General features: G+C 69.1%; 18 protein-coding genes. 9 read left to right on the forward strand and 9 right to left on the reverse strand.

The annotated features are described in order from the left end of the window. Positions 1–145 precede the first annotated feature (145 nt). The gene (locus LQ564_RS07795) at positions 146–1,921 is read left to right on the forward strand and encodes a M4 family metallopeptidase (RefSeq protein WP_371873440.1); all 1,776 of its coding nucleotides are present in this window, start codon (positions 146–148) and stop codon (positions 1,919–1,921) included. On the opposite strand, the gene LQ564_RS07800 is transcribed toward LQ564_RS07795, so the two are convergent. Together LQ564_RS07800 and LQ564_RS07805 are read right to left on the reverse strand one after the other, a co-directional pair. Beyond that, on the reverse strand, positions 1,918–2,649 hold the full coding sequence (locus LQ564_RS07800) for a M23 family metallopeptidase (RefSeq protein WP_231057544.1): 732 nt from the start codon (positions 2,647–2,649) through the stop codon (positions 1,918–1,920). The two genes, LQ564_RS07795 and LQ564_RS07800, sit on opposite strands and share 4 nt — an antisense overlap. A 37-nt stretch (positions 2,650–2,686) precedes the next feature. Continuing rightward, on the reverse strand, positions 2,687–3,682 hold the full coding sequence (locus tag LQ564_RS07805) for a L,D-transpeptidase family protein (RefSeq protein WP_231057545.1): 996 nt from the start codon (positions 3,680–3,682) through the stop codon (positions 2,687–2,689). Positions 3,683–3,793: 111 nt separating this feature from the next. On the opposite strand from LQ564_RS07805, the gene LQ564_RS07810 reads away from it, so the two are divergent. After that, entirely contained in the window at positions 3,794–4,090 is a 297-nt protein-coding gene (locus tag LQ564_RS07810) for a 2Fe-2S iron-sulfur cluster-binding protein (RefSeq protein ID WP_231057546.1), read from the forward strand. A 3-nt stretch (positions 4,091–4,093) separates the two neighbouring features. Here LQ564_RS07810 and LQ564_RS07815 read toward each other — a convergent pair whose 3' ends face one another. Genes LQ564_RS07815 through LQ564_RS07825 form a run of 3 tightly spaced genes read right to left on the reverse strand, consistent with a single transcriptional unit; the run spans position 4,094 to position 6,934 of the window. Beyond that, entirely contained in the window at positions 4,094–5,134 is a 1,041-nt protein-coding gene (locus LQ564_RS07815) for a serine hydrolase domain-containing protein (RefSeq protein ID WP_231057547.1), read from the reverse strand. A gap of 33 nt (positions 5,135–5,167) precedes the next feature. Next, complete coding sequence (locus LQ564_RS07820; RefSeq protein ID WP_231057548.1) at positions 5,168–6,019, reverse strand: helix-turn-helix transcriptional regulator; 852 nt, start codon at positions 6,017–6,019, stop codon at positions 5,168–5,170. Between the two features lie 3 nt (positions 6,020–6,022). Further along, positions 6,023–6,934, reverse strand: a complete 912-nt coding sequence (locus LQ564_RS07825) for an alpha/beta hydrolase (RefSeq protein ID WP_231057549.1) — start codon at positions 6,932–6,934, stop codon at positions 6,023–6,025. Positions 6,935–7,072: 138 nt separating this feature from the next. Between LQ564_RS07825 and LQ564_RS07830 the strand changes: the two genes are divergently transcribed. Together LQ564_RS07830 and LQ564_RS07835 are read left to right on the forward strand one after the other, a co-directional pair. Further along, positions 7,073–7,255, forward strand: coding sequence for a hypothetical protein (locus LQ564_RS07830; protein ID WP_231057550.1), 183 nt, complete (start codon positions 7,073–7,075; stop codon positions 7,253–7,255). A gap of 11 nt (positions 7,256–7,266) precedes the next feature. Next, complete coding sequence (locus LQ564_RS07835; RefSeq protein WP_231057551.1) at positions 7,267–7,431, forward strand: hypothetical protein; 165 nt, start codon at positions 7,267–7,269, stop codon at positions 7,429–7,431. A 71-nt stretch (positions 7,432–7,502) separates the two neighbouring features. Here the strand turns inward: LQ564_RS07835 and LQ564_RS07840 are convergent, their stop codons facing one another. Further along, positions 7,503–7,688, reverse strand: coding sequence for a hypothetical protein (locus tag LQ564_RS07840; protein WP_231057552.1), 186 nt, complete (start codon positions 7,686–7,688; stop codon positions 7,503–7,505). Between the two features lie 172 nt (positions 7,689–7,860). Here LQ564_RS07840 and LQ564_RS25815 point away from each other — a divergent pair, with 172 nt between their 5' ends. Both LQ564_RS25815 and LQ564_RS07845 read left to right on the forward strand, forming a co-directional pair. Next, a complete protein-coding gene (locus LQ564_RS25815) occupies positions 7,861–7,986 on the forward strand; it encodes a hypothetical protein (RefSeq protein ID WP_269143479.1) in 126 nt (41 codons plus the stop codon). Between the two features lie 53 nt (positions 7,987–8,039). Beyond that, entirely contained in the window at positions 8,040–8,414 is a 375-nt protein-coding gene (locus tag LQ564_RS07845) for a hypothetical protein (protein WP_231057553.1), read from the forward strand. A 36-nt stretch (positions 8,415–8,450) separates the two neighbouring features. On the opposite strand, the gene LQ564_RS07850 is transcribed toward LQ564_RS07845, so the two are convergent. The 3 genes from LQ564_RS07850 to LQ564_RS07860 all read right to left on the reverse strand — a co-directional run bounded on the left by LQ564_RS07850 (position 8,451) and on the right by LQ564_RS07860 (position 12,558). Beyond that, positions 8,451–8,666 carry a hypothetical protein gene (locus LQ564_RS07850; RefSeq protein WP_231057554.1) on the reverse strand — a complete coding sequence of 72 codons (216 nt, stop codon included), beginning with the start codon at positions 8,664–8,666 and terminating at the stop codon, positions 8,451–8,453. Between the two features lie 144 nt (positions 8,667–8,810). Further along, positions 8,811–11,684, reverse strand: a complete 2,874-nt coding sequence (locus LQ564_RS07855; RefSeq protein WP_231057555.1) for a bifunctional diguanylate cyclase/phosphodiesterase — start codon at positions 11,682–11,684, stop codon at positions 8,811–8,813. Positions 11,685–11,811: 127 nt separating this feature from the next. Continuing rightward, on the reverse strand, positions 11,812–12,558 hold the full coding sequence (locus LQ564_RS07860; protein ID WP_231057556.1) for a class I SAM-dependent methyltransferase: 747 nt from the start codon (positions 12,556–12,558) through the stop codon (positions 11,812–11,814). Between the two features lie 135 nt (positions 12,559–12,693). Here LQ564_RS07860 and LQ564_RS07865 point away from each other — a divergent pair, with 135 nt between their 5' ends. The 3 genes from LQ564_RS07865 to LQ564_RS07875 all read left to right on the forward strand — a co-directional run bounded on the left by LQ564_RS07865 (position 12,694) and on the right by LQ564_RS07875 (position 15,875). Continuing rightward, on the forward strand, positions 12,694–13,866 hold the full coding sequence (locus LQ564_RS07865) for a GGDEF domain-containing protein (protein ID WP_231057557.1): 1,173 nt from the start codon (positions 12,694–12,696) through the stop codon (positions 13,864–13,866). 80 nt (positions 13,867–13,946) lie between these two features. After that, positions 13,947–14,921 (forward strand): Ppx/GppA phosphatase family protein, encoded by a 975-nt coding sequence (locus LQ564_RS07870; RefSeq protein ID WP_231057558.1) that lies wholly within the window; start codon positions 13,947–13,949, stop codon positions 14,919–14,921. Between the two features lie 69 nt (positions 14,922–14,990). Next, positions 14,991–15,875, forward strand: a complete 885-nt coding sequence (locus LQ564_RS07875) for a transporter substrate-binding domain-containing protein (RefSeq protein WP_231057559.1) — start codon at positions 14,991–14,993, stop codon at positions 15,873–15,875. Positions 15,876–15,877 lie beyond the last annotated feature (2 nt).

A 15,877-nucleotide genomic window follows, 5' to 3' on the forward strand; every position in this document is an offset into this window, starting at 1 on the left:
CTCACCATATCGTTGGACGCGCGGACGGCGTAGCCGTCCACCCTACGAAAACATTTGCGCCTGAGCAAAAAGTTTCCGTAGAGCTCGTCCACACTGTCCGATGCGCGGTCCATTCCTGGGCCGCGTCCACACGGACGGAGACGAGATGACCCCGCACACCACCTTCCCGGCAGCGCTGTTCGCAGCCCTGCTGCTGGCGCCCCTGGCTGCCCCGGCGGCGCCCATGATGAGCCCGCCGACGACGCTGAGCGCCAAGGCGAAATCCTCCGTCCTCGCCCAGCTGGCGGCACGGCGCCAGGCCAAGGGCCTCGACGCCGACCACCACTACCGCATCACCGCCCAGCATCCCGGCGCCGGCGGCACCCAGGTGCTGCGCGCGGCCCATACCTGGAAAGGCCTGCGCGTGTTCGGCTCCGACTCCGTGATCGTGCTCGACGCCAAGGGCAAGGTGCTGTCCGAGACCGCGTCCGAGCGCCGCCAATTCCTCGGCACCGGCAGCGCCAACCGCCTGGGCGCGCTGACCGCCAGTTTCAATGTCGTGCCGCAGATCACGGCGAAGGCCGCGATCGTCGCCGCGCTGGCGAGCTTGCCGGCCGGCGCCGTCAACGTCGTGAAACCCCAGGCCGAACTCCTGATCTGGCCGGTGATGCGGCTGCAGCGCGTGGTCGGCGCCGGCGCCAAGCTGGAAGAAGAACTGAATGCCGTCGACGTGCAGGACGTGGTCGAGCGCTACGAACTGGCCTGGCTGGTGCGCACCCGCATGCGCATGGGCGAGCAGCCGGTCTACCACGACACCATCGTCAGCGCCCGCGACGGTGCGATACTCGATCGCTGGAACATGCTGCAGACGGTCACTGGGGTCGGAAAAAGCCAGTACAACGGCGAAGTGCCGCTCAGCACCACCCTGAAGGATGGCCAGTACCAGCTGCTCGACCCGGAACGCGGCAAGGGCGGGACCTTCGGCGCCATGGCCATCACCAACGCCAACAACGGCACGAGCGGCGGCAAGGTCTACACCAACGCCACCAATATCTGGGGCGACGGCAAGCAGTTCGTCGAAGGCGGCAGCACCACGGGCCCGAACGGCCAGACCGCGGCCGTGAACGCCATGTGGGGCCTGATGAACACCTACGACGCCCTGAAGAACGTGCTCGGCTGGCGCTCGCTCGACGGCCGCGACACCGCCACCTACATCGCCGCCCACGTCAACCGCGGCTACGACAACGCCTACTACAGCGACACCTGCCGCTGCATATTCATCGGCGACGGCACCTATTTCACCAGCCTCGGCGCGATCGACGTGATCGGCCACGAGATGGGCCATGGCGTGACCAACGCCACCTCCGATCTGGTGTACTCGGGCGAGTCGGGCGGCCTCAACGAGTCGGCCTCGGACATCAACGGTGAAGTGGTCGAAGCCTACGCCCGCGCCGGCGGCAAGGGCGAGGTGTTTCCGGAAGAGGGCAACGACTGGCAGCTGGGCACCGAGATCAGCAAGAACGCGACGCCGCTGCGCTGGATGTTCAAGCCCAGCAAGGACGGCAGCAGCCCCGACGCCTGGAGCACGGCGCTGCGCCGCCTCGACGTCCACTACAGCAGCGGCCCCAACAACCGCATGTTCTATTTCCTGGCCAAGGGTTCGCGCATGGATGCCGCGGGCGACTACCACAGCAAGTACCTGGTCAAGCAGCCGCAGGCGATGACCGGCATCGGCGTCGACAAGGCCTACCGCATCTGGTTCCACGCCAACACCACCAAGTTCACTTCATCCACCAACTACGCCGACGCGCGCGCCAAGATGATCCTGGCGGCGGAAGAACTGTACGGCAAGGACAGCCGCGAATCCGTCGCCGTCCAGCGCGCCTACGCCGCCATCAACGTCGGCGCCGACATCGACGAGCCCGTCCACGAAGGCAATTAAGGGGTGACGGTGTCCGCCATCAGGGGATAGGGATTGACCGGCGTGCCTTTCCACCATTGCTTTTCGGGCGTGAGCTCGAACATGGCGAAGTGCAGGTGCGGGGCGTTGGGGTCGGAGTTGCCGGTCACGCCGACATAACCGAGCAGCTGGCCGCGCTTGAGTTCCATGCCTTCCTTGATGCCGTCGGCGTAGCGGTCCAGGTGGGCGTAGTAGTAAGCGTAGCGGCCGCTCGGGTCGAACTGGTAGAGGGTGGTGCCGCCCGGCTTGCTCTGGAAGAGTTTTTCGATCTTGCCGTCGGCCACCGCCAGCACCGGCGTGCCTTTGGCGGCCATGATGTCGAGCGCCTCGTGCTGGCGCTGCTTGCCGCGCGGCTGGTCGTAGGTGTCGGTCAGGCCGGCGGTCTTGATGCCCTGGACCGGGACCAGCAGCTTGCCCGTGCCGGCCGCGGCCGCTGCGGCGTCGGCGGGGCTTGGCGGCGCATCGGCGGCCGGCAGGTCTTGCGAGGGACGCAGCGGCAGGTCGAGCGTGGATAGATCGGCCTCGACCAGCGGCGCGCCCGGCAATTGTCCCTCGATCTGCGATGCCGGCACGCCAGTCACGCCGGATACGCCGGGCGGCGGCGCGGCGGCCACCACCGGCGCCGGATCGTCCGGCACCGCGCGCAGGATGAGGAACAGGGCGCCGGCGCCGAACAGCACGCCGAGCAGGAAGGTCATGATCGATCGCATCGTATCCTCCGTCAGCTCAGGCTCGGGTTCTCAATAATCAACTTTCCAGCACGACCTCGGTGCCGGCCGCCACCGCCGCCGCCACTTCCGCCGCGCTCCAGTTGGTCAGGCGGATGCAGCCGTGCGACTCGGTCTTGCCGACGTGGCCCGGCACCGGGGTGCCGTGGATGCCGTAGTGCTCCTTGGATAGGTCGATCCAGACCACGCCGACCGGATTGTTCGGGCCCGGCTGGACCTGGGCTTTCTTGTCGCCCGGGTTCGCATCCCAGAACAGCTTCGGGTTGTAGTGGTAGACCGGGTTGGCATGCACGCCGTTGATCTTCCAGGTGCCCACCGGCAGCGGGTCGTTCGAGCTGCCGGTCGAGGCCGGATACTGGGCCAGCAGGCTGCCGGCCTCGTCGTACAGCTGCAGCACCTTGGCTTCATCCTTGACCACGACCTTGGCCGCGCGCGCCAGCGGCGCCAGGCCGCCCACGTTCGGGACCACGATCTGCTCGCCGGCGCGGCTGAAATCCTTGCCGGGGTTCAGGCGCTGGAGCAGGGCCGGGCTGGCGTGGAAGCGTTCGCCCAGGCCCTCCAGCACGCTGGCGTAGCCGAGCGCCGGCAGTTTCGCCTTTTCCATCATGTTGTCCGGGATCGGGCGGAAGGGGCCGGCCACGTCCGCCTGTTCCAGGGTGTAATTGGCCAGCGGCGGCGTCGCATCCGTATTCAGCGCGGTCCAGGTGGCGTCGTCGAGCTTGCCGGTGACCGGCAGGCGGCGCGCGGCCTGGAAGGTGTTCAGGGCCTGGCGCATGTTGGAACCGTAGGCGCCGTCGATCTCGCCGGGCGAGAAGCGCGCGCGGTCGAGCAGGACCTGGGCGTGCAGCAGGCGTTCGAATTCCGCCTGTTTCGCGGCGGCCGGGTCGACCGGCGCGGCGGCCTGCCGCTGCACGGCAGCGGGTTGCTGCATCGGGGCGGCTTGCTGCGCCTGGGCGAAGGGAAGGGCGCCGATCAGGGCGGCGAACAGAAGGGGGGCGGTGCGTGTGGTTTTCATCTTAGTTTCCTGCAACTTGCTTTTGGAAACTTCAGCTTAGTAGCGGCGGGGGGCGGGGTCTGTGCGTGAACGAACTCAAGCAATCGCGCCTGACAACGCTACAATTGCGCCATGAGCCTTCACACCATTGTGCTGCATCCAAGTGGCTTGCGCTTCGCGGCGGACGATCGCACGCCCTTGCTGCTGGCCGCGGAAAGCGCCGGCATCGACCTGCTCAGCTCCTGCCGCAACGGCACCTGCCGCACCTGCATCTGCCGCCTGCGCAGCGGGACGGCCACCCACCTGATCGCGTGGCCGGGACTGTCCTTCGACGAGAAGCGCGAGGGCTACATCCTGCCCTGCGTGGCGGTGGCGCAGGGCGACCTCGAGATCGAGGCGCCGCTGGCGCGCCGGATCGCCTTCGATTGAACCTTACTGGGCCATCAAGGCCGGGAGGATATGGGTGGTGAGCAGTTTCTCGCTGTTCGGATGGGCGCCGCGCATCCCGAAGTTGGTGGTGGTGATGACCACCACCGCATCCTGCTCCGGCAGCACGAACACCTTGTTGCCGCCCATGCCGGACATGCCGAAGGTGGGCACGGTGCGCTCCCCGGCCTTGAACGGCTGCAGCCACCACAGGTAGCCATAGTCGATGTTGTCGCGCGCATTGGCGTGCGGCGCGATCGAACGCTCCACCCAGGCCTCCGAGATCACCCGTTTACCCTCCCATGTGCCGCCGTTCAGGTAGAGCTGGCCGAGCTTGAGCAGATCGCGGCTGCGCAGGCCGAGGCCGCCGCCGGTCATGCCCGCGCCCAGCGGCTGCAGCTGCCAGTGCACGGCCGCGATGCCGAGCGGTTTGAACAGCACCTCGTCGGCGAAGGCTGCCACGCTGCGCTTCGTCGCGCGCTCCAGGATCGGGCCGAGCAGGGTCACGCCGGCGGTGCAGTAGCTCCAGGCGCGGCCGTAAGGCTGCTTGTCGGGCTTAGGCGTCCATTCCGGGTAGCCCTTGATCGGCAGGTCGAGGTAGAAGCGGCTCCAGTCCTCGACCAGGTACATGCGTTCCTCGTTGCCGCGCGAGTACTGGTTGTCGTCGTCGCATTCGAGCATGGAGCTCATGGTGAGCAGGTCTTCCACTACGATGCGGCTTTTACGCGGGTCGGGATTCGCGAGCGGCTGGCGGTCCTTGAAGAAGGGCAGGATCGGTGTGTCCAGCTTCAACAGCTTGCGGTCGACCGCCGCGCCGACCAGGATGCCGGCCACCGTCTTGCCGACCGAGCGCGTGTTGCGCAGCGCGTCCGCGCCATCCGCATCGAAGTACTGCTCGTAGACCACGCGCCCGTGCTGCGACACCACCACGCTGGTGATCTGCTGGTAGGTTCCGGCCTTGACCTCCTTCGTCAGCGCATCGAAATCGGCGGCGCCCGCCCCGAATCCCACGGCGAGCAGCGCCGCCGCCATCGCATATCGAACCATGAGTCTCACCCCTTGTACTGGAAAGCGGCCAGCTTAGCCGGCCAGCAGCGGCACTGTCTTGTATCCTTGAAACATGGCGCGGCGCCAGGCGCCGGGCGGCATGCCGAAGCGCCGGCGGAAGGCGTGGGTCATGTGGCTTTGGTCGACGAAGCCGGCCTCGAAGGCGATGTCGGACATGCTGCGCCCCGGCTGGCGCAGAAGAATGCAGGCGCGCTCGATGCGGCGCCAGCGCAGCAGTTCGCCGGGCGAACAGCCCAGCGCCTCGCGGAACACGCGCGCCAGGTGTACCGGATGCACGCCGGCGCTGGACGCCACGTCGCCGATGGAGAGCCCGGCGTCGCCCGCGCTGTCCATCACGGCCTGGTAGGCATGGTGCATCCACGCTGGCGGCCGGCGCGCGCCCGAGCGTGGCGCCGTCCGGGTGTCGGTTGCGGCCAGCAGTTCCCACACGCTCGATTCGAGCCAGGCGGCGTCGGGCGCGCCGTGCATTTCGCGCGCCAGCGAAAAGGCGGTGCGCAGGCAGGGCGTACGCTGCAGGTAGCTGGCGTTGGCGGGGATGCCGCGCAGCGCGCCGTCCGCGTCGAGCCGGGCCGGATCGATCGAGATCGCCATGAAGCGCCCCTGGCCGCCCAGGAAGCGGTCACGGTGCACGGTGCCGGGCGGGTTGTAGACGAGCGCCGGGGCGGGCGCGAATTCCGGGGCGCCCTGCGCGATCGACAGGTAGGTGCCGGCGAGCACCAGCACGAAGTGGGCGTCGACGTGCATGTGCTCGCGCACCTCGTGTTCGGGCGCGCTGGCCTGCAGCACGCTGATGTCGAACACGCCTCCTTGCCTGCGGTCCTGCAGGTCCCCGTAGAACTGGCTGGGCAGGAAGCGGACCGTCATCGCCTACCTTGCGGGCGCCATCCCGAGCGCGGTTTCGATCACCTCCAGCACGCGCGGCCAGGCGGGCGAGCTGGCGGCCACTTCGTCGTAGTGGCTGGCGCCAGGCAGGATAACGACTTCCGCCGCGTCGCCGAGCTTGCGCACCCGCGCCGCGTAATCGTGCGCGACGCGCGGTGGCGAGATCGTGTCGAATTCGCCCGTGACGAGCCAGGTTCGGCTGCCGTTCGGCGCCAGCTCGGCCGCATTGGTGTCGACGAACACGTCCGGGCGTTCCCTGGAAGGCGTACCGGCCAGTTCCACGGTATCGCGCCCGCAGCTTTCCTTGATCAGCGCCGCCTCGTTGCGCAGGTCGGCCAGGCCGCCGAGGCTGACCACGTTCGGCATCGGCAGCGGGTTGGCGCGGTACAAGGGACTGCCGGCCGGGATCCTGGCGCGGCCCGCCATCCACTGCACCAGCTGGCCGCCGGCCGAGTGGCCGACCGCGACCATGCGCTTCAGGTCGAGCTTGCGCGCCGGGGCCTGGCCGGCCAGCAGCTCGAGGGCCGCGTGCATGTCCTGGTAGGTGCCGGGATAGCCGCCGCCGGGCTCGTCGCTGCGGCGGTATTCGACGTTCCACACCGCGATCCCGCGCGCGGCCAGGGCGCCGGCCATATTGCGCAGCTGGGTGATGCCGCCGAACTTGCTGGTCCAGCAGCCGCCGTGCACCAGCACCGCGACCGGGAACGGGCCTGTACCCGCCGGCAGGAACAGTTCGGCGTACTGCGAGGGCGCGGGGCCGTAGGCCAGGTGGGCGGTCGGGGCGGGGCCGCTCAGGGCCAGGTATTCGTCGAGTTTCATCGGCTTTGGTTCGGCGGCGAAGGCGGCTTGCATGCCGGCGCAGAGGAGCAGGGCCGGCAGAAGGCGGGTCAGTTTCATGGTCGGCAACAAAATGGCTGGGCATCTACTATAGCCGAGCTTGGGCTTTGGTAAAACAAGTGCCGCGCACGATTGAAAGCCGGCGCCGGGCATCCATGCTAGGCTGGCGCCAACCATGTTCGCATAGGAGGAATCACGATGAGCCAATCGAAATCGGGCGGCAGCCAGACCAACAAGCAATCGGACAACCTGTCGGAACAAGACCTGGCCAAGCAGCGCGCCGGCAAGGCCGACAAGAGCAGCCACGACCACATGTCGCGCCAGAAGGCCGGCAAGGACGAGGGCGCGGGCGGCGGCGCCAAGCAGAAGGCAAGGCGCTGAAGAGGCCGGCCATGACCTCGACACCAGAGCAGCGCCTGCACAGCACGCCGGACCCGGAAGCGCCGGAGCGCCAGCCGCCCGACCCGAAGCCGCCGGTCCCCGATGACGTCCCCGATCCGACCAATGCGCCGGTCGAGGAACCCGGCTTTACCGATCCGCCGATCCGGGCCGACTGATCCGGCGGACGTAGAAAATCAAAAGCGCCTGCCGCATTCCTGCGGCAGGCGCTTTTTTCACGATGGATGGGTCAGGCGCCCTGGCTGCCCTGGGGTACGTCCTTCTGCCCGTCCTTGCGGGGCAGGGGAGGAATCTCGCGGATCATTGCTTCGGTTTCATGCTGCCCCGGCGATTTCTCGCCGCTGCCGATGTCGGCCTCGTCATACAAGGGGCGCCCTTGCGCCGCGGGATCGACTTTGCGAGTCGGGTCATTCATTGCTGTGCTCCGGTGGTTGTCGATGTCCCATGATCCTAGCAGGGCAACCCCGCATCCGGCGCGCGCCTGCCGTGCAGCAAGGATGCAACAAAAGCCGGGTCGACGCGTGTCATGGCGCCGCCACGTGCGCGGCCTAGAATGGACCGGTTCACCTCACCGCACGGAGTCCGACATGGGCCACACCCTGTACAACACCATCCGCCTGGGCCGCGGCAGCCGCGGCCTGAAGCGTCGCGCCAGCCTGGCGCTGGCCTGCGGCCTGGCGGCGGCCGGCATCGCCTGGCTGGCCCTGCGTTGACCTCGGCCGGCGCGCCGTATACCATGCGCGCCTTGGCCTATGTGAAAGCAGGAATGAAAAACGAACAACTGACGACGGACGAATACGACGCCCTGGAACTGGTCCGCCGCGGCGTGAAGCGCGACAATCCGGGCGCCTGCGTCGGGCGCAACCTGAAGAAACTCTCGGGTCTGAAGATGATGCAGGTGGGGCGCGACGGCCGCATCGCGCTGACGGAGAAGGGCCAGCAATTGCTGTTCCTGCGCCGCTGCGTGCAGACCATGAAGGCACTGGCGAACGATCCGATGGCGCCGGTCGACGCCGACGTCGGGCGCTTCCTCAGCATCAAGTCGCACATCGCGGCGCTCGACGGCGGCGGCCACGCGCTCACCGACAAGGGGCGCGAATCGCTGGAAGACATCCAGCGCAACGAAGGGGCGGGACGCTAGTCAGCGTCGCCGGGCATGCCGTCCGCCTTCAGTTGTTCAGTTGGCGCGGCGGCGGTTCGGGTAGACCAGCACCCGCACGGCCACTTCGGCCGGCACGTTCATCGTCGCCAGGAATTCGGCCGCGCGTTGCAGGCCGAGGGTCGGGACCGAGGCCACCGCCTGGTTGATCAGGTCGCGGGTGCGGGTGTCGAGGCGCTTGTGGCGCACCTTGTCGGCGGCGGGAGCCAGCTCACCCAATTCATTCATCATCATAAATATCCGTATGTCCAGGATTGCAAAAGAGACACGGCTATTTTAAAACGAACAATATTCAAATAGCCATCAATAAATGGCTTCCTAGTAGTTTTACTAGAGAAATTGTGCGTTAATCCCCCACGGATGGGGGCGAATCATCGATCACACGGGCAGCGCTACCGCCTCGGCCGTCTCTGGAATCGCGGGCGGAAGGGCGCGGCGCTGGCGCAGCAGGGCTTCGAAATCGTCCGGCGCCAGCGGCTTGCTGAAGTAGTAGCCCTGCATCTCGTCGCAGCCGTGGCTGCGCAGGTAGTCGAGCTGTTCCAGCGTTTCGACGCCCTCGGCGATCACTGCCAGCTTCAGGTTGTGGGCCAGCGCGATGATCGAGGTGACGATGGCGGCGTCGTTGGCGTCGTGGGTGATGTCCGCAACGAAGGAGCGGTCGATCTTCAGCACGTCGATCGGGAAGCGCGACAGGTAGGAAAGGCTCGAGAAGCCGGTGCCGAAGTCGTCGATCGACAGGTTCACGCCCAGCGACTTCATGCGGTGCAGCAGCTCCACCGCCGGCGTCACGTCGCTCATGAACAAGCTCTCGGTCAGCTCGATCTCCAGGCATTCCGGGTCCAGCGCGGTGTCGACCAGCACCGCTTCCAGGCCGGTGATCAGGTCGGCGGCGCCGAACTGGCGCGCCGACAGGTTGACCGCTACCCGCAGCCGGCCCAGGCCCGCATCCTGCCAGGCCTTGTTCTGGGCGCAGGCGGTGCGCAGGACCCAGGCGCCGATCTGCACGATCAGGCCGGTCTCCTCGGCGATGCCGATGAAGCGGTTCGGCGGCACCATGCCCAGTTCCGGATGCTTCCAGCGGATCAGCGCTTCCATGCCGACGATCTGTCCGGTCTTCAGGTCGACCTGCGGCTGGTAGTGCAGCACGAACTCGTTGCGCTCCAGGGCGTTCCTCAGCGCGCCCTCGATGCGCACGCGTTCCAGCGACTCCTCGTTCATGGCCGGGGTGTAGAACTGGAAGTTGTTGCGGCCCATCTTCTTGGCGCTGTACATCGCGATGTCGGCGTGCTCGATCAGGCTGTCGGCCGGCGTGCCTTCGCTCGGGTACACCGCCACCCCGATCGAGCAGGTGACGAAGAATTCCTTGGTGCCGAGCATCACCGGCTGGGCCACCGAATCCATCACCCGCTGCACGATGTCGCCGGTGAGCGGCTCGTCGTGGTGTTCCGACAGGATCACCACGAATTCGTCGCCCGACAGGCGCGCCACGGTGTCGGTGTCGCGCAGCGAGGACGAGAGGCGCGCCGCCACCGTCATCAGGAGCACGTCGCCGGCCTTGTGGCCCATCGAGTCGTTGACGAACTTGAAGCGGTCGAGGTCGATCAGCATGACCCAGATCGGGCGGCCGTTGCGGTTGGCGTAGGCGATCGCCTGGCTCAGCCGGTCCTGCAGCAGCGAGCGGTTCGGCAAGCCCGTCAGGGCGTCGTGCTGGGCCACGTGGTGCACGCGCTGCTCGGTGAGCTTGCGTTCGGTGATGTCGCTGCCGGTGCCGCGGTAGCCGGTCAACTGGCCGGCGTCGTCGAACACCGGCTGGCCGTTGACGCAGAACCAGCGGGTGTCGCCGTGCTCGTCGACGGTGCGGTATTCGAGGTTGGCGAAGGGTTCCTGGGCCCTGACCTGGGCGATGTGGGCGCGCCCGCTGTCGCTGTCGAGCAGCGAAGGCACGAATTCCCAGCGGGTCTTGCCGATCAGGCCTTCGACCGCGATGCCGGCCTTTTCGGTGAAGCCGCCGGTGACCATGGTGAAGCGCAGCTCGCGGTCCTGTTCCCAGTACCAGTCCGAGGACATCGACACCAGCTGGCGGAACCGCTGCTCGCTCTGCTGCAGGGCGCGCTCGGCGCGCTCGCGCGCCGCCACGTCCTCGACCAGGCGGCGGTTGGTGCGGCGCAGGTCGGCGGTGCGCTGGCGCACCAGCTGCTGGACCTTGCGCGCGCGCTGGCCGGAGGCCTGCACGAAGGCGGCGCCCAGCAGCGTCATCAGGATGCCGCCGATCAGCAGCGAGGTCGAGGCCATGTGGTCGGCCAGGAAGGGACGGGCGGCGCCGGCCACCTCGACCCGCCAGGTCTTGCCGGCCACGCGCAGGATGTCGGCGCTGCGGCTGCTGTGGGCGGGCGCCAGCAGGCGGTCGAGCCAGCCGCCGGGATTCGCCGCCGCGGGGCCGGTGTCGCCGGTGGAGAACAGCAGGGCGCCGCGTTCGGCGGTCTCGCCCGCGTAGACCGACACCGCGATGTCGCGCGAGGCGTCGCGCGCATCCAGCAGGCCGGCGTTGTCGAGCGCGGCGCGCACCAGTTCCGGGCCGCGGATCACCACCGCGGTGTCCCCCAGCAGCATGCCGTGGCGGTCCAGCACCGGCATGATCAATTCGAAGGCCGGCTGCGGCCGGGCGTCCTGGGCCAGCTGGAACAGGCTGGTCGCGGCCACGCGGCCTTCGCCGCGCGCCACTTCGAGGGCGCTCATCACCTCCACGTTCTCGGTGATGTTCAGGCCGAAGGCGCGCTCGTTGCCGGCCATCGGCTCGATGTAGTCGACCACGTGGTAGCGCGCGCGCTGCGGCGCCACCGCCAGGCCGGCGCCGTCCGGGCGCAGTTCGGTGAACACGGTGCCGGGGCGGATCCGGCTCAGCTCGGCCTCGACCGCCACGCGGGCATTGCCCGCCACCGAACGGTGGAAGCAGAAGGCCTGGATGTAGCGATGGCGCTGCAGCAGGGCGGCGGTGAAATCGCGGAAGCCGTCGCGGCTGACCGGCTCGCCGCGCGCGAACAGCTGGTTGGTGACGGTCAGCACCTCGACCGCCTGCTCGATGCCCTGGCGCACGGCCGCCACGCGCTCGTCCGAGCGCTGGCCGAAGCTGAGCGCCATATTGTCGTACTCGAGGTGGCTCACGCCCAGGAACAGGGCGCCGGACGCGGCCAGGCCGCCCCCGAGCGTGAGGGCCGCCGCGAGGGTCAGCGACAGGGGCAGGCGGCGAGACATCGGTGCGGGTCTATCCAATAGGTCGGTATGAAAAGGCTTGCCAACAGGCATTAGTACGGGAAGTGTGTCACAAGGGGGCCGGGTTCGGCAAACGAAATGTCTCATTCCGCCCAATGAGGGAACAGCACTATCGCCTGCGCCGGGCCAGCCAGGCCAGCAGCAGGCGCGCCAGCAGCCGGTTGCACCAGCCGCTTCCGAGTCCCCGGTTGCGCAGGGTGTCGCGCAGCAGGCGCAGGGCGCGCCCCGGGCTGCCGTCCGCGCGCGCCGGGCGCTGGGCGAATACGATCGCATTGCTGCCGGCGATGCCGGACAGCCAGCACAGGGCGCCGTCGAAGGCCAGTTCCAGGCGTTGCAGCGCAGTCACATAGCCAGGATCGTCACTGAGCATGTTCGCCACCAGCACGCCGCCGGGGGCCAGCGCGCGCCGGCAGTCGGCGTAGAAGGCGCTGCTCGCCAGCGCCGGCGGCGCGCCGTCCGGGCCGAAGCCGTCGACCAGCAGCACGTCGATGCTGCCGGGCGCGGCCAGCGCCAGCCAGGCCGCGCCGTCGGCGTGCAGCACGCGCAGCCGGGCGTCGTCGGGCGGCAGCGCGAACCGTTCGCGCAGGGCGATCACCTCCAGGCGCTGCTCCAGCACCGTCATGGCGGCGTCCGGCAGGTGGCGGTGGCAGAACTTCGCCAAGGAGCCGCCGCCCAGGCCCACCATCACGATGCGGCGCGGACGCGGCTGCAGGAGCACGAAGCACATCATCGCGCGGGTATAGGCCAGCACCAGCGCGGTGGGACGCGACAGCCGCATCGCGCTCTGGATGTCGCCCGGCGTGAACTCGAGGGTGCGGCGGTCGCCCTCGGTGCGTACGATCGGAGGTGGGAGCATGGCCGCAGTATAGGGCAGCTCCCTGGCGGCCCCGCGCCAACTTGTTGTAGGGCATCCCTTTCTGATAAGCTGATCATTCGAACAAGCGTGCCCGGGCTGCCGCAACGTTCCAATGATCGAGATGCCGACTTCTTCATGACGAACCTGGACGCAACCACGATGGTGCTGGTGCTGGCCCTGGGCAACCTGGCCCTGTGCGCGCTGCTGACCTTCTACGACCACGGGCCGGTGCGCCCGCCGGCGCTGGGCGCCTGGGCCCTGTCCAAGCAGGTGCAGGCCGGCGCCTGGACCCTGCTGGCCCTGGGCGGCGCCAGCATCGTGCCGGAAGCGCTGGCGCTGCCGGGCGGCTATGCGCTGCTGTTTGCCGGCGTCGCCCTGGAGGCCGGCGCCACCTTCGAACGCGCCGGCCGGCACGGCTGGCGCCGCCCGATGGTGGGCGCCGCCTGCCTCGCCATCCTGGTGTTCTTCGCCTGCTACCTGATCGACGAGCAGGGGCTGCGCAGCGTCGCCGCCTCGCTGCTGCTGGGCGGCTTCTATCTCGCCGGCGCCGCCGCCCTGGCGCGCGGCTGGCGCGAGGCCAGCCTGCTGCAGCGCTTCCTGGCCGTGCTCACCGCCGTGCTGGCGCTGGTGGTGGCCGCGCGCGGCCTGTCGGTGCTGCTGCTGCCGGGCGGCTGGCGCTGGCTGTCGAACGACCTGCTGCGCATGCTGTCCAACACCGCGCTCTACCTCCTGATGCTGGCCAACGGCTACGGCATGCTGCTGCTCGGCCGCGAAGGCGCGGCGCGCGAGCTGGCGCGCCTGGAAGTGGTGGACCCGCTGCTCGACGTGCCGAACCGGCGCGGCTTCTTCAACGCCCTGGCGCCCTGGATGGCGCTGGCGCGCCGTCCCGGCCTGCCGACCGCGCTGGTGGTGCTGGACCTGGACGACTTCAAGCGGGTGAACGACGGCTACGGCCATCCGGCCGGCGATGCGGTGCTGCGCCACGTGGTGGAACTGTGCCGGCGCCAGCTGCGCGATTCCGACCTGGTCGGCCGCCTGGCCGGCGTCGAATTCGCGATCCTGCTGCCGCGCACCAGCGCCGACGAAGCGATGCTGGTGGCCGAGCGCATCCGCGCCGCCATCGCCACCTCGCCGGTCAAGAGCGAGCGCGCCATGATCGCCATGACGGCCAGCTTCGGGGTCACCGTGATCCGGCCGGAAGACAGCAACGTGACCCTGTTCCAGCGCGCCGACGATGCGCTGCGGGCGTCCAAGGCCGCCGGGCGCAACCGGGTCAGCCAGGCCGCCGCCGCCTCCGCCGACGTGTGAACCTGACGCGCATGCGCGCGTCACGGTCCTGTCACATGGCGTCCGTATCCTTCGGCTCTCGAAGGAAGAACACGATCGCCATGCACCACCCAGAACCAGACCGTTATGCCGCCGTCGAACTCGGCGCCGACAGCTTCCGCCTGCACGTCGCCCGCATCGCCCACGGCGAACTGCAGCTCGAGGCTTCGCTGGCCGAGCGCGTCGCCCTGGCCACCTCCTTCGACGATCACGGCGGCGCCTACGAAACCGCGCTGCGGCATGCACTGGAATGCCTGCGCGAGTTCGCGCGCACCCTCGACCTGTGGCGCCCGCGCGCGGTGCGGGTGGTGGCCAGCGCGGCCCTCGGCATGGCGCGCAATGCGCCGCTGTTCCTGCCGGCCTGCGAGGCCGCGCTGCGCCGCCCGATCGAACTCATCGCCGGCGACGAGGCCGGCCGCCTGGTCTATACCGGCGTGGCCTCGACCCTGCCGGACGACGGCGCGGCGCGCCTGGTGCTCGACATCGGCAGCGCCGCGACCGAACTGGTGCTGGGGCAGGGCGCGCGCATCGAGCGCATCGAGACCTTCGCGGTCGGCGCGGCGCGTCAGAGCCTGGCCTTCTTCCCCGACGGCCGGATCGACGCCGCCGGCTTCGACGCCGCCGTGCGCTCGGGCCGCAGCCGCTTCGCCGGCGCGGCCTTGCCGGGCGGCGCGCCGGCGCTGGCCTGGGGCGCCTGCGGCACCGTGCGCGCGCTGGCCGAGATCGCGCGCGAAGACGGCTTGTCGGACGGGCGCCTGGACCATGCGACCCTGGCGGCGCTGCGCGAGCGCTTCATCCAGGCCGGGCAGGTGGCGCGCATCCGCCTGGCCTGGCCGGCCGCCGCGCGCGCTCCGCACCTGGCCGGCGGCCTGGCGCTGCTGCTCGCCTTGATGGAAGAATGCGGCATCGACAGCGTGCTTCCGGCCCATGCCGGCCTGCGTGTCGGCGCGATCTGGGAGCTGCACCGGGGCGCAGCGCCGGCGCCGCCGCCGGCGTCGCGCGGGCGCGTCACCTCAAGTGCGAGGGGCTTGATTTAGCTGTTGTTTGGAAACTTCTGGTGGCATACTCGTGTTGTTCTATCAACCATGCCCGGTTTCCCGTATCACATGTCTCTCTCCCACCGTTTGCTGCTGGCAGCCTGCTTGCTGGCCCCGGCCATGGCCCTGGCGAAGCAGGACAGCATCACCCTTTGCTTCGAACGCCAGGACGTGCGGCCCTGGCGCACGCTGGACGGCGGCGGCCTGAATTTCGAGCTGCTGGGGGAAGTGGCGCGGCGCGTGGGCGTGACCTTCGATTACCAGAGCATGCCGTGGAAGCGCTGCCTGGAGCAACTGCGCGCCAACCAGGTCGGCGGCGCCTTCGCCGTCAGTTTCAACCGCGACCGCCTGGGCCTCGGCGTGTACCCGGGGGTGCCCGCCGGCGCAGCGGTGACGCCGAACGCGCCCGACCCGCAGGCCGATCCGGCCAAGCGCATGCACATCGATACCTATGTGCTGGTGCGGCCCAAGGGCAGCCGGCTCGACTGGGACGGCAAGACCTTCCACCACCTGGAAGGCCGGATCGGCTTCCAGCTCGGCTACTCGGTGGGCGACTTCCTGCGCCTGCAAGGCGTGGCGCTGGACGAGGGCAGCCAGCGCCCCGACGAACTGGCCGAGAAGCTGGTCGCGGGACGCCTGGCCGGCGCCGCGATGGGCGGCGGCGACGCCATCCGCATGCTGCGCGGACCGATGGGCGGCAAGCTCGAAGTGCTGCCGGTTCCGCTGGTGGAGAAGCCCTATTACCTGGTGCTGTCGCATGCCTTCGTCGCGCGCCAGCCGCAGCTGGCGGCGCGCTTGTGGAATGCGATCGAAGAGGTCAGGAACAGCCCCGGCTATCGCCAGCGCGAGCGTGACTACGCCACCGCGGCCCGGCGCAAGCTGGTCGATACCGGTGTCGACCTGCCCATCCTCGGTGGCGAGCGCATCGCCGCGCGCGACGGGGGCCGCCATTAGCC

The sequence above is a fragment of the Massilia phyllostachyos genome (assembly GCF_021044825.1).
Taxonomy (GTDB): Bacteria; Pseudomonadota; Gammaproteobacteria; order Burkholderiales; family Burkholderiaceae_D; genus Telluria; species Telluria phyllostachyos.

Coding starts and splice junctions, on each gene's coding strand:
- LQ564_RS07795 (WP_371873440.1), top strand. CDS start 146: ATGACCCCGCACACCACCTTCCCGGCAGCGCTGTTCGCAGCCCTGCTG.
- LQ564_RS07800 (WP_231057544.1), bottom strand. CDS start 2,649: ATGCGATCGATCATGACCTTCCTGCTCGGCGTGCTGTTCGGCGCCGGC.
- LQ564_RS07805 (WP_231057545.1), bottom strand. CDS start 3,682: ATGAAAACCACACGCACCGCCCCCCTTCTGTTCGCCGCCCTGATCGGC.
- LQ564_RS07810 (WP_231057546.1), top strand. CDS start 3,794: ATGAGCCTTCACACCATTGTGCTGCATCCAAGTGGCTTGCGCTTCGCG.
- LQ564_RS07815 (WP_231057547.1), bottom strand. CDS start 5,134: ATGGTTCGATATGCGATGGCGGCGGCGCTGCTCGCCGTGGGATTCGGG.
- LQ564_RS07820 (WP_231057548.1), bottom strand. CDS start 6,019: ATGACGGTCCGCTTCCTGCCCAGCCAGTTCTACGGGGACCTGCAGGAC.
- LQ564_RS07825 (WP_231057549.1), bottom strand. CDS start 6,934: ATGAAACTGACCCGCCTTCTGCCGGCCCTGCTCCTCTGCGCCGGCATG.
- LQ564_RS07830 (WP_231057550.1), top strand. CDS start 7,073: ATGAGCCAATCGAAATCGGGCGGCAGCCAGACCAACAAGCAATCGGAC.
- LQ564_RS07835 (WP_231057551.1), top strand. CDS start 7,267: ATGACCTCGACACCAGAGCAGCGCCTGCACAGCACGCCGGACCCGGAA.
- LQ564_RS07840 (WP_231057552.1), bottom strand. CDS start 7,688: ATGAATGACCCGACTCGCAAAGTCGATCCCGCGGCGCAAGGGCGCCCC.
- LQ564_RS25815 (WP_269143479.1), top strand. CDS start 7,861: ATGGGCCACACCCTGTACAACACCATCCGCCTGGGCCGCGGCAGCCGC.
- LQ564_RS07845 (WP_231057553.1), top strand. CDS start 8,040: ATGAAAAACGAACAACTGACGACGGACGAATACGACGCCCTGGAACTG.
- LQ564_RS07850 (WP_231057554.1), bottom strand. CDS start 8,666: ATGATGATGAATGAATTGGGTGAGCTGGCTCCCGCCGCCGACAAGGTG.
- LQ564_RS07855 (WP_231057555.1), bottom strand. CDS start 11,684: ATGTCTCGCCGCCTGCCCCTGTCGCTGACCCTCGCGGCGGCCCTCACG.
- LQ564_RS07860 (WP_231057556.1), bottom strand. CDS start 12,558: ATGCTCCCACCTCCGATCGTACGCACCGAGGGCGACCGCCGCACCCTC.
- LQ564_RS07865 (WP_231057557.1), top strand. CDS start 12,694: ATGACGAACCTGGACGCAACCACGATGGTGCTGGTGCTGGCCCTGGGC.
- LQ564_RS07870 (WP_231057558.1), top strand. CDS start 13,947: ATGCACCACCCAGAACCAGACCGTTATGCCGCCGTCGAACTCGGCGCC.
- LQ564_RS07875 (WP_231057559.1), top strand. CDS start 14,991: ATGTCTCTCTCCCACCGTTTGCTGCTGGCAGCCTGCTTGCTGGCCCCG.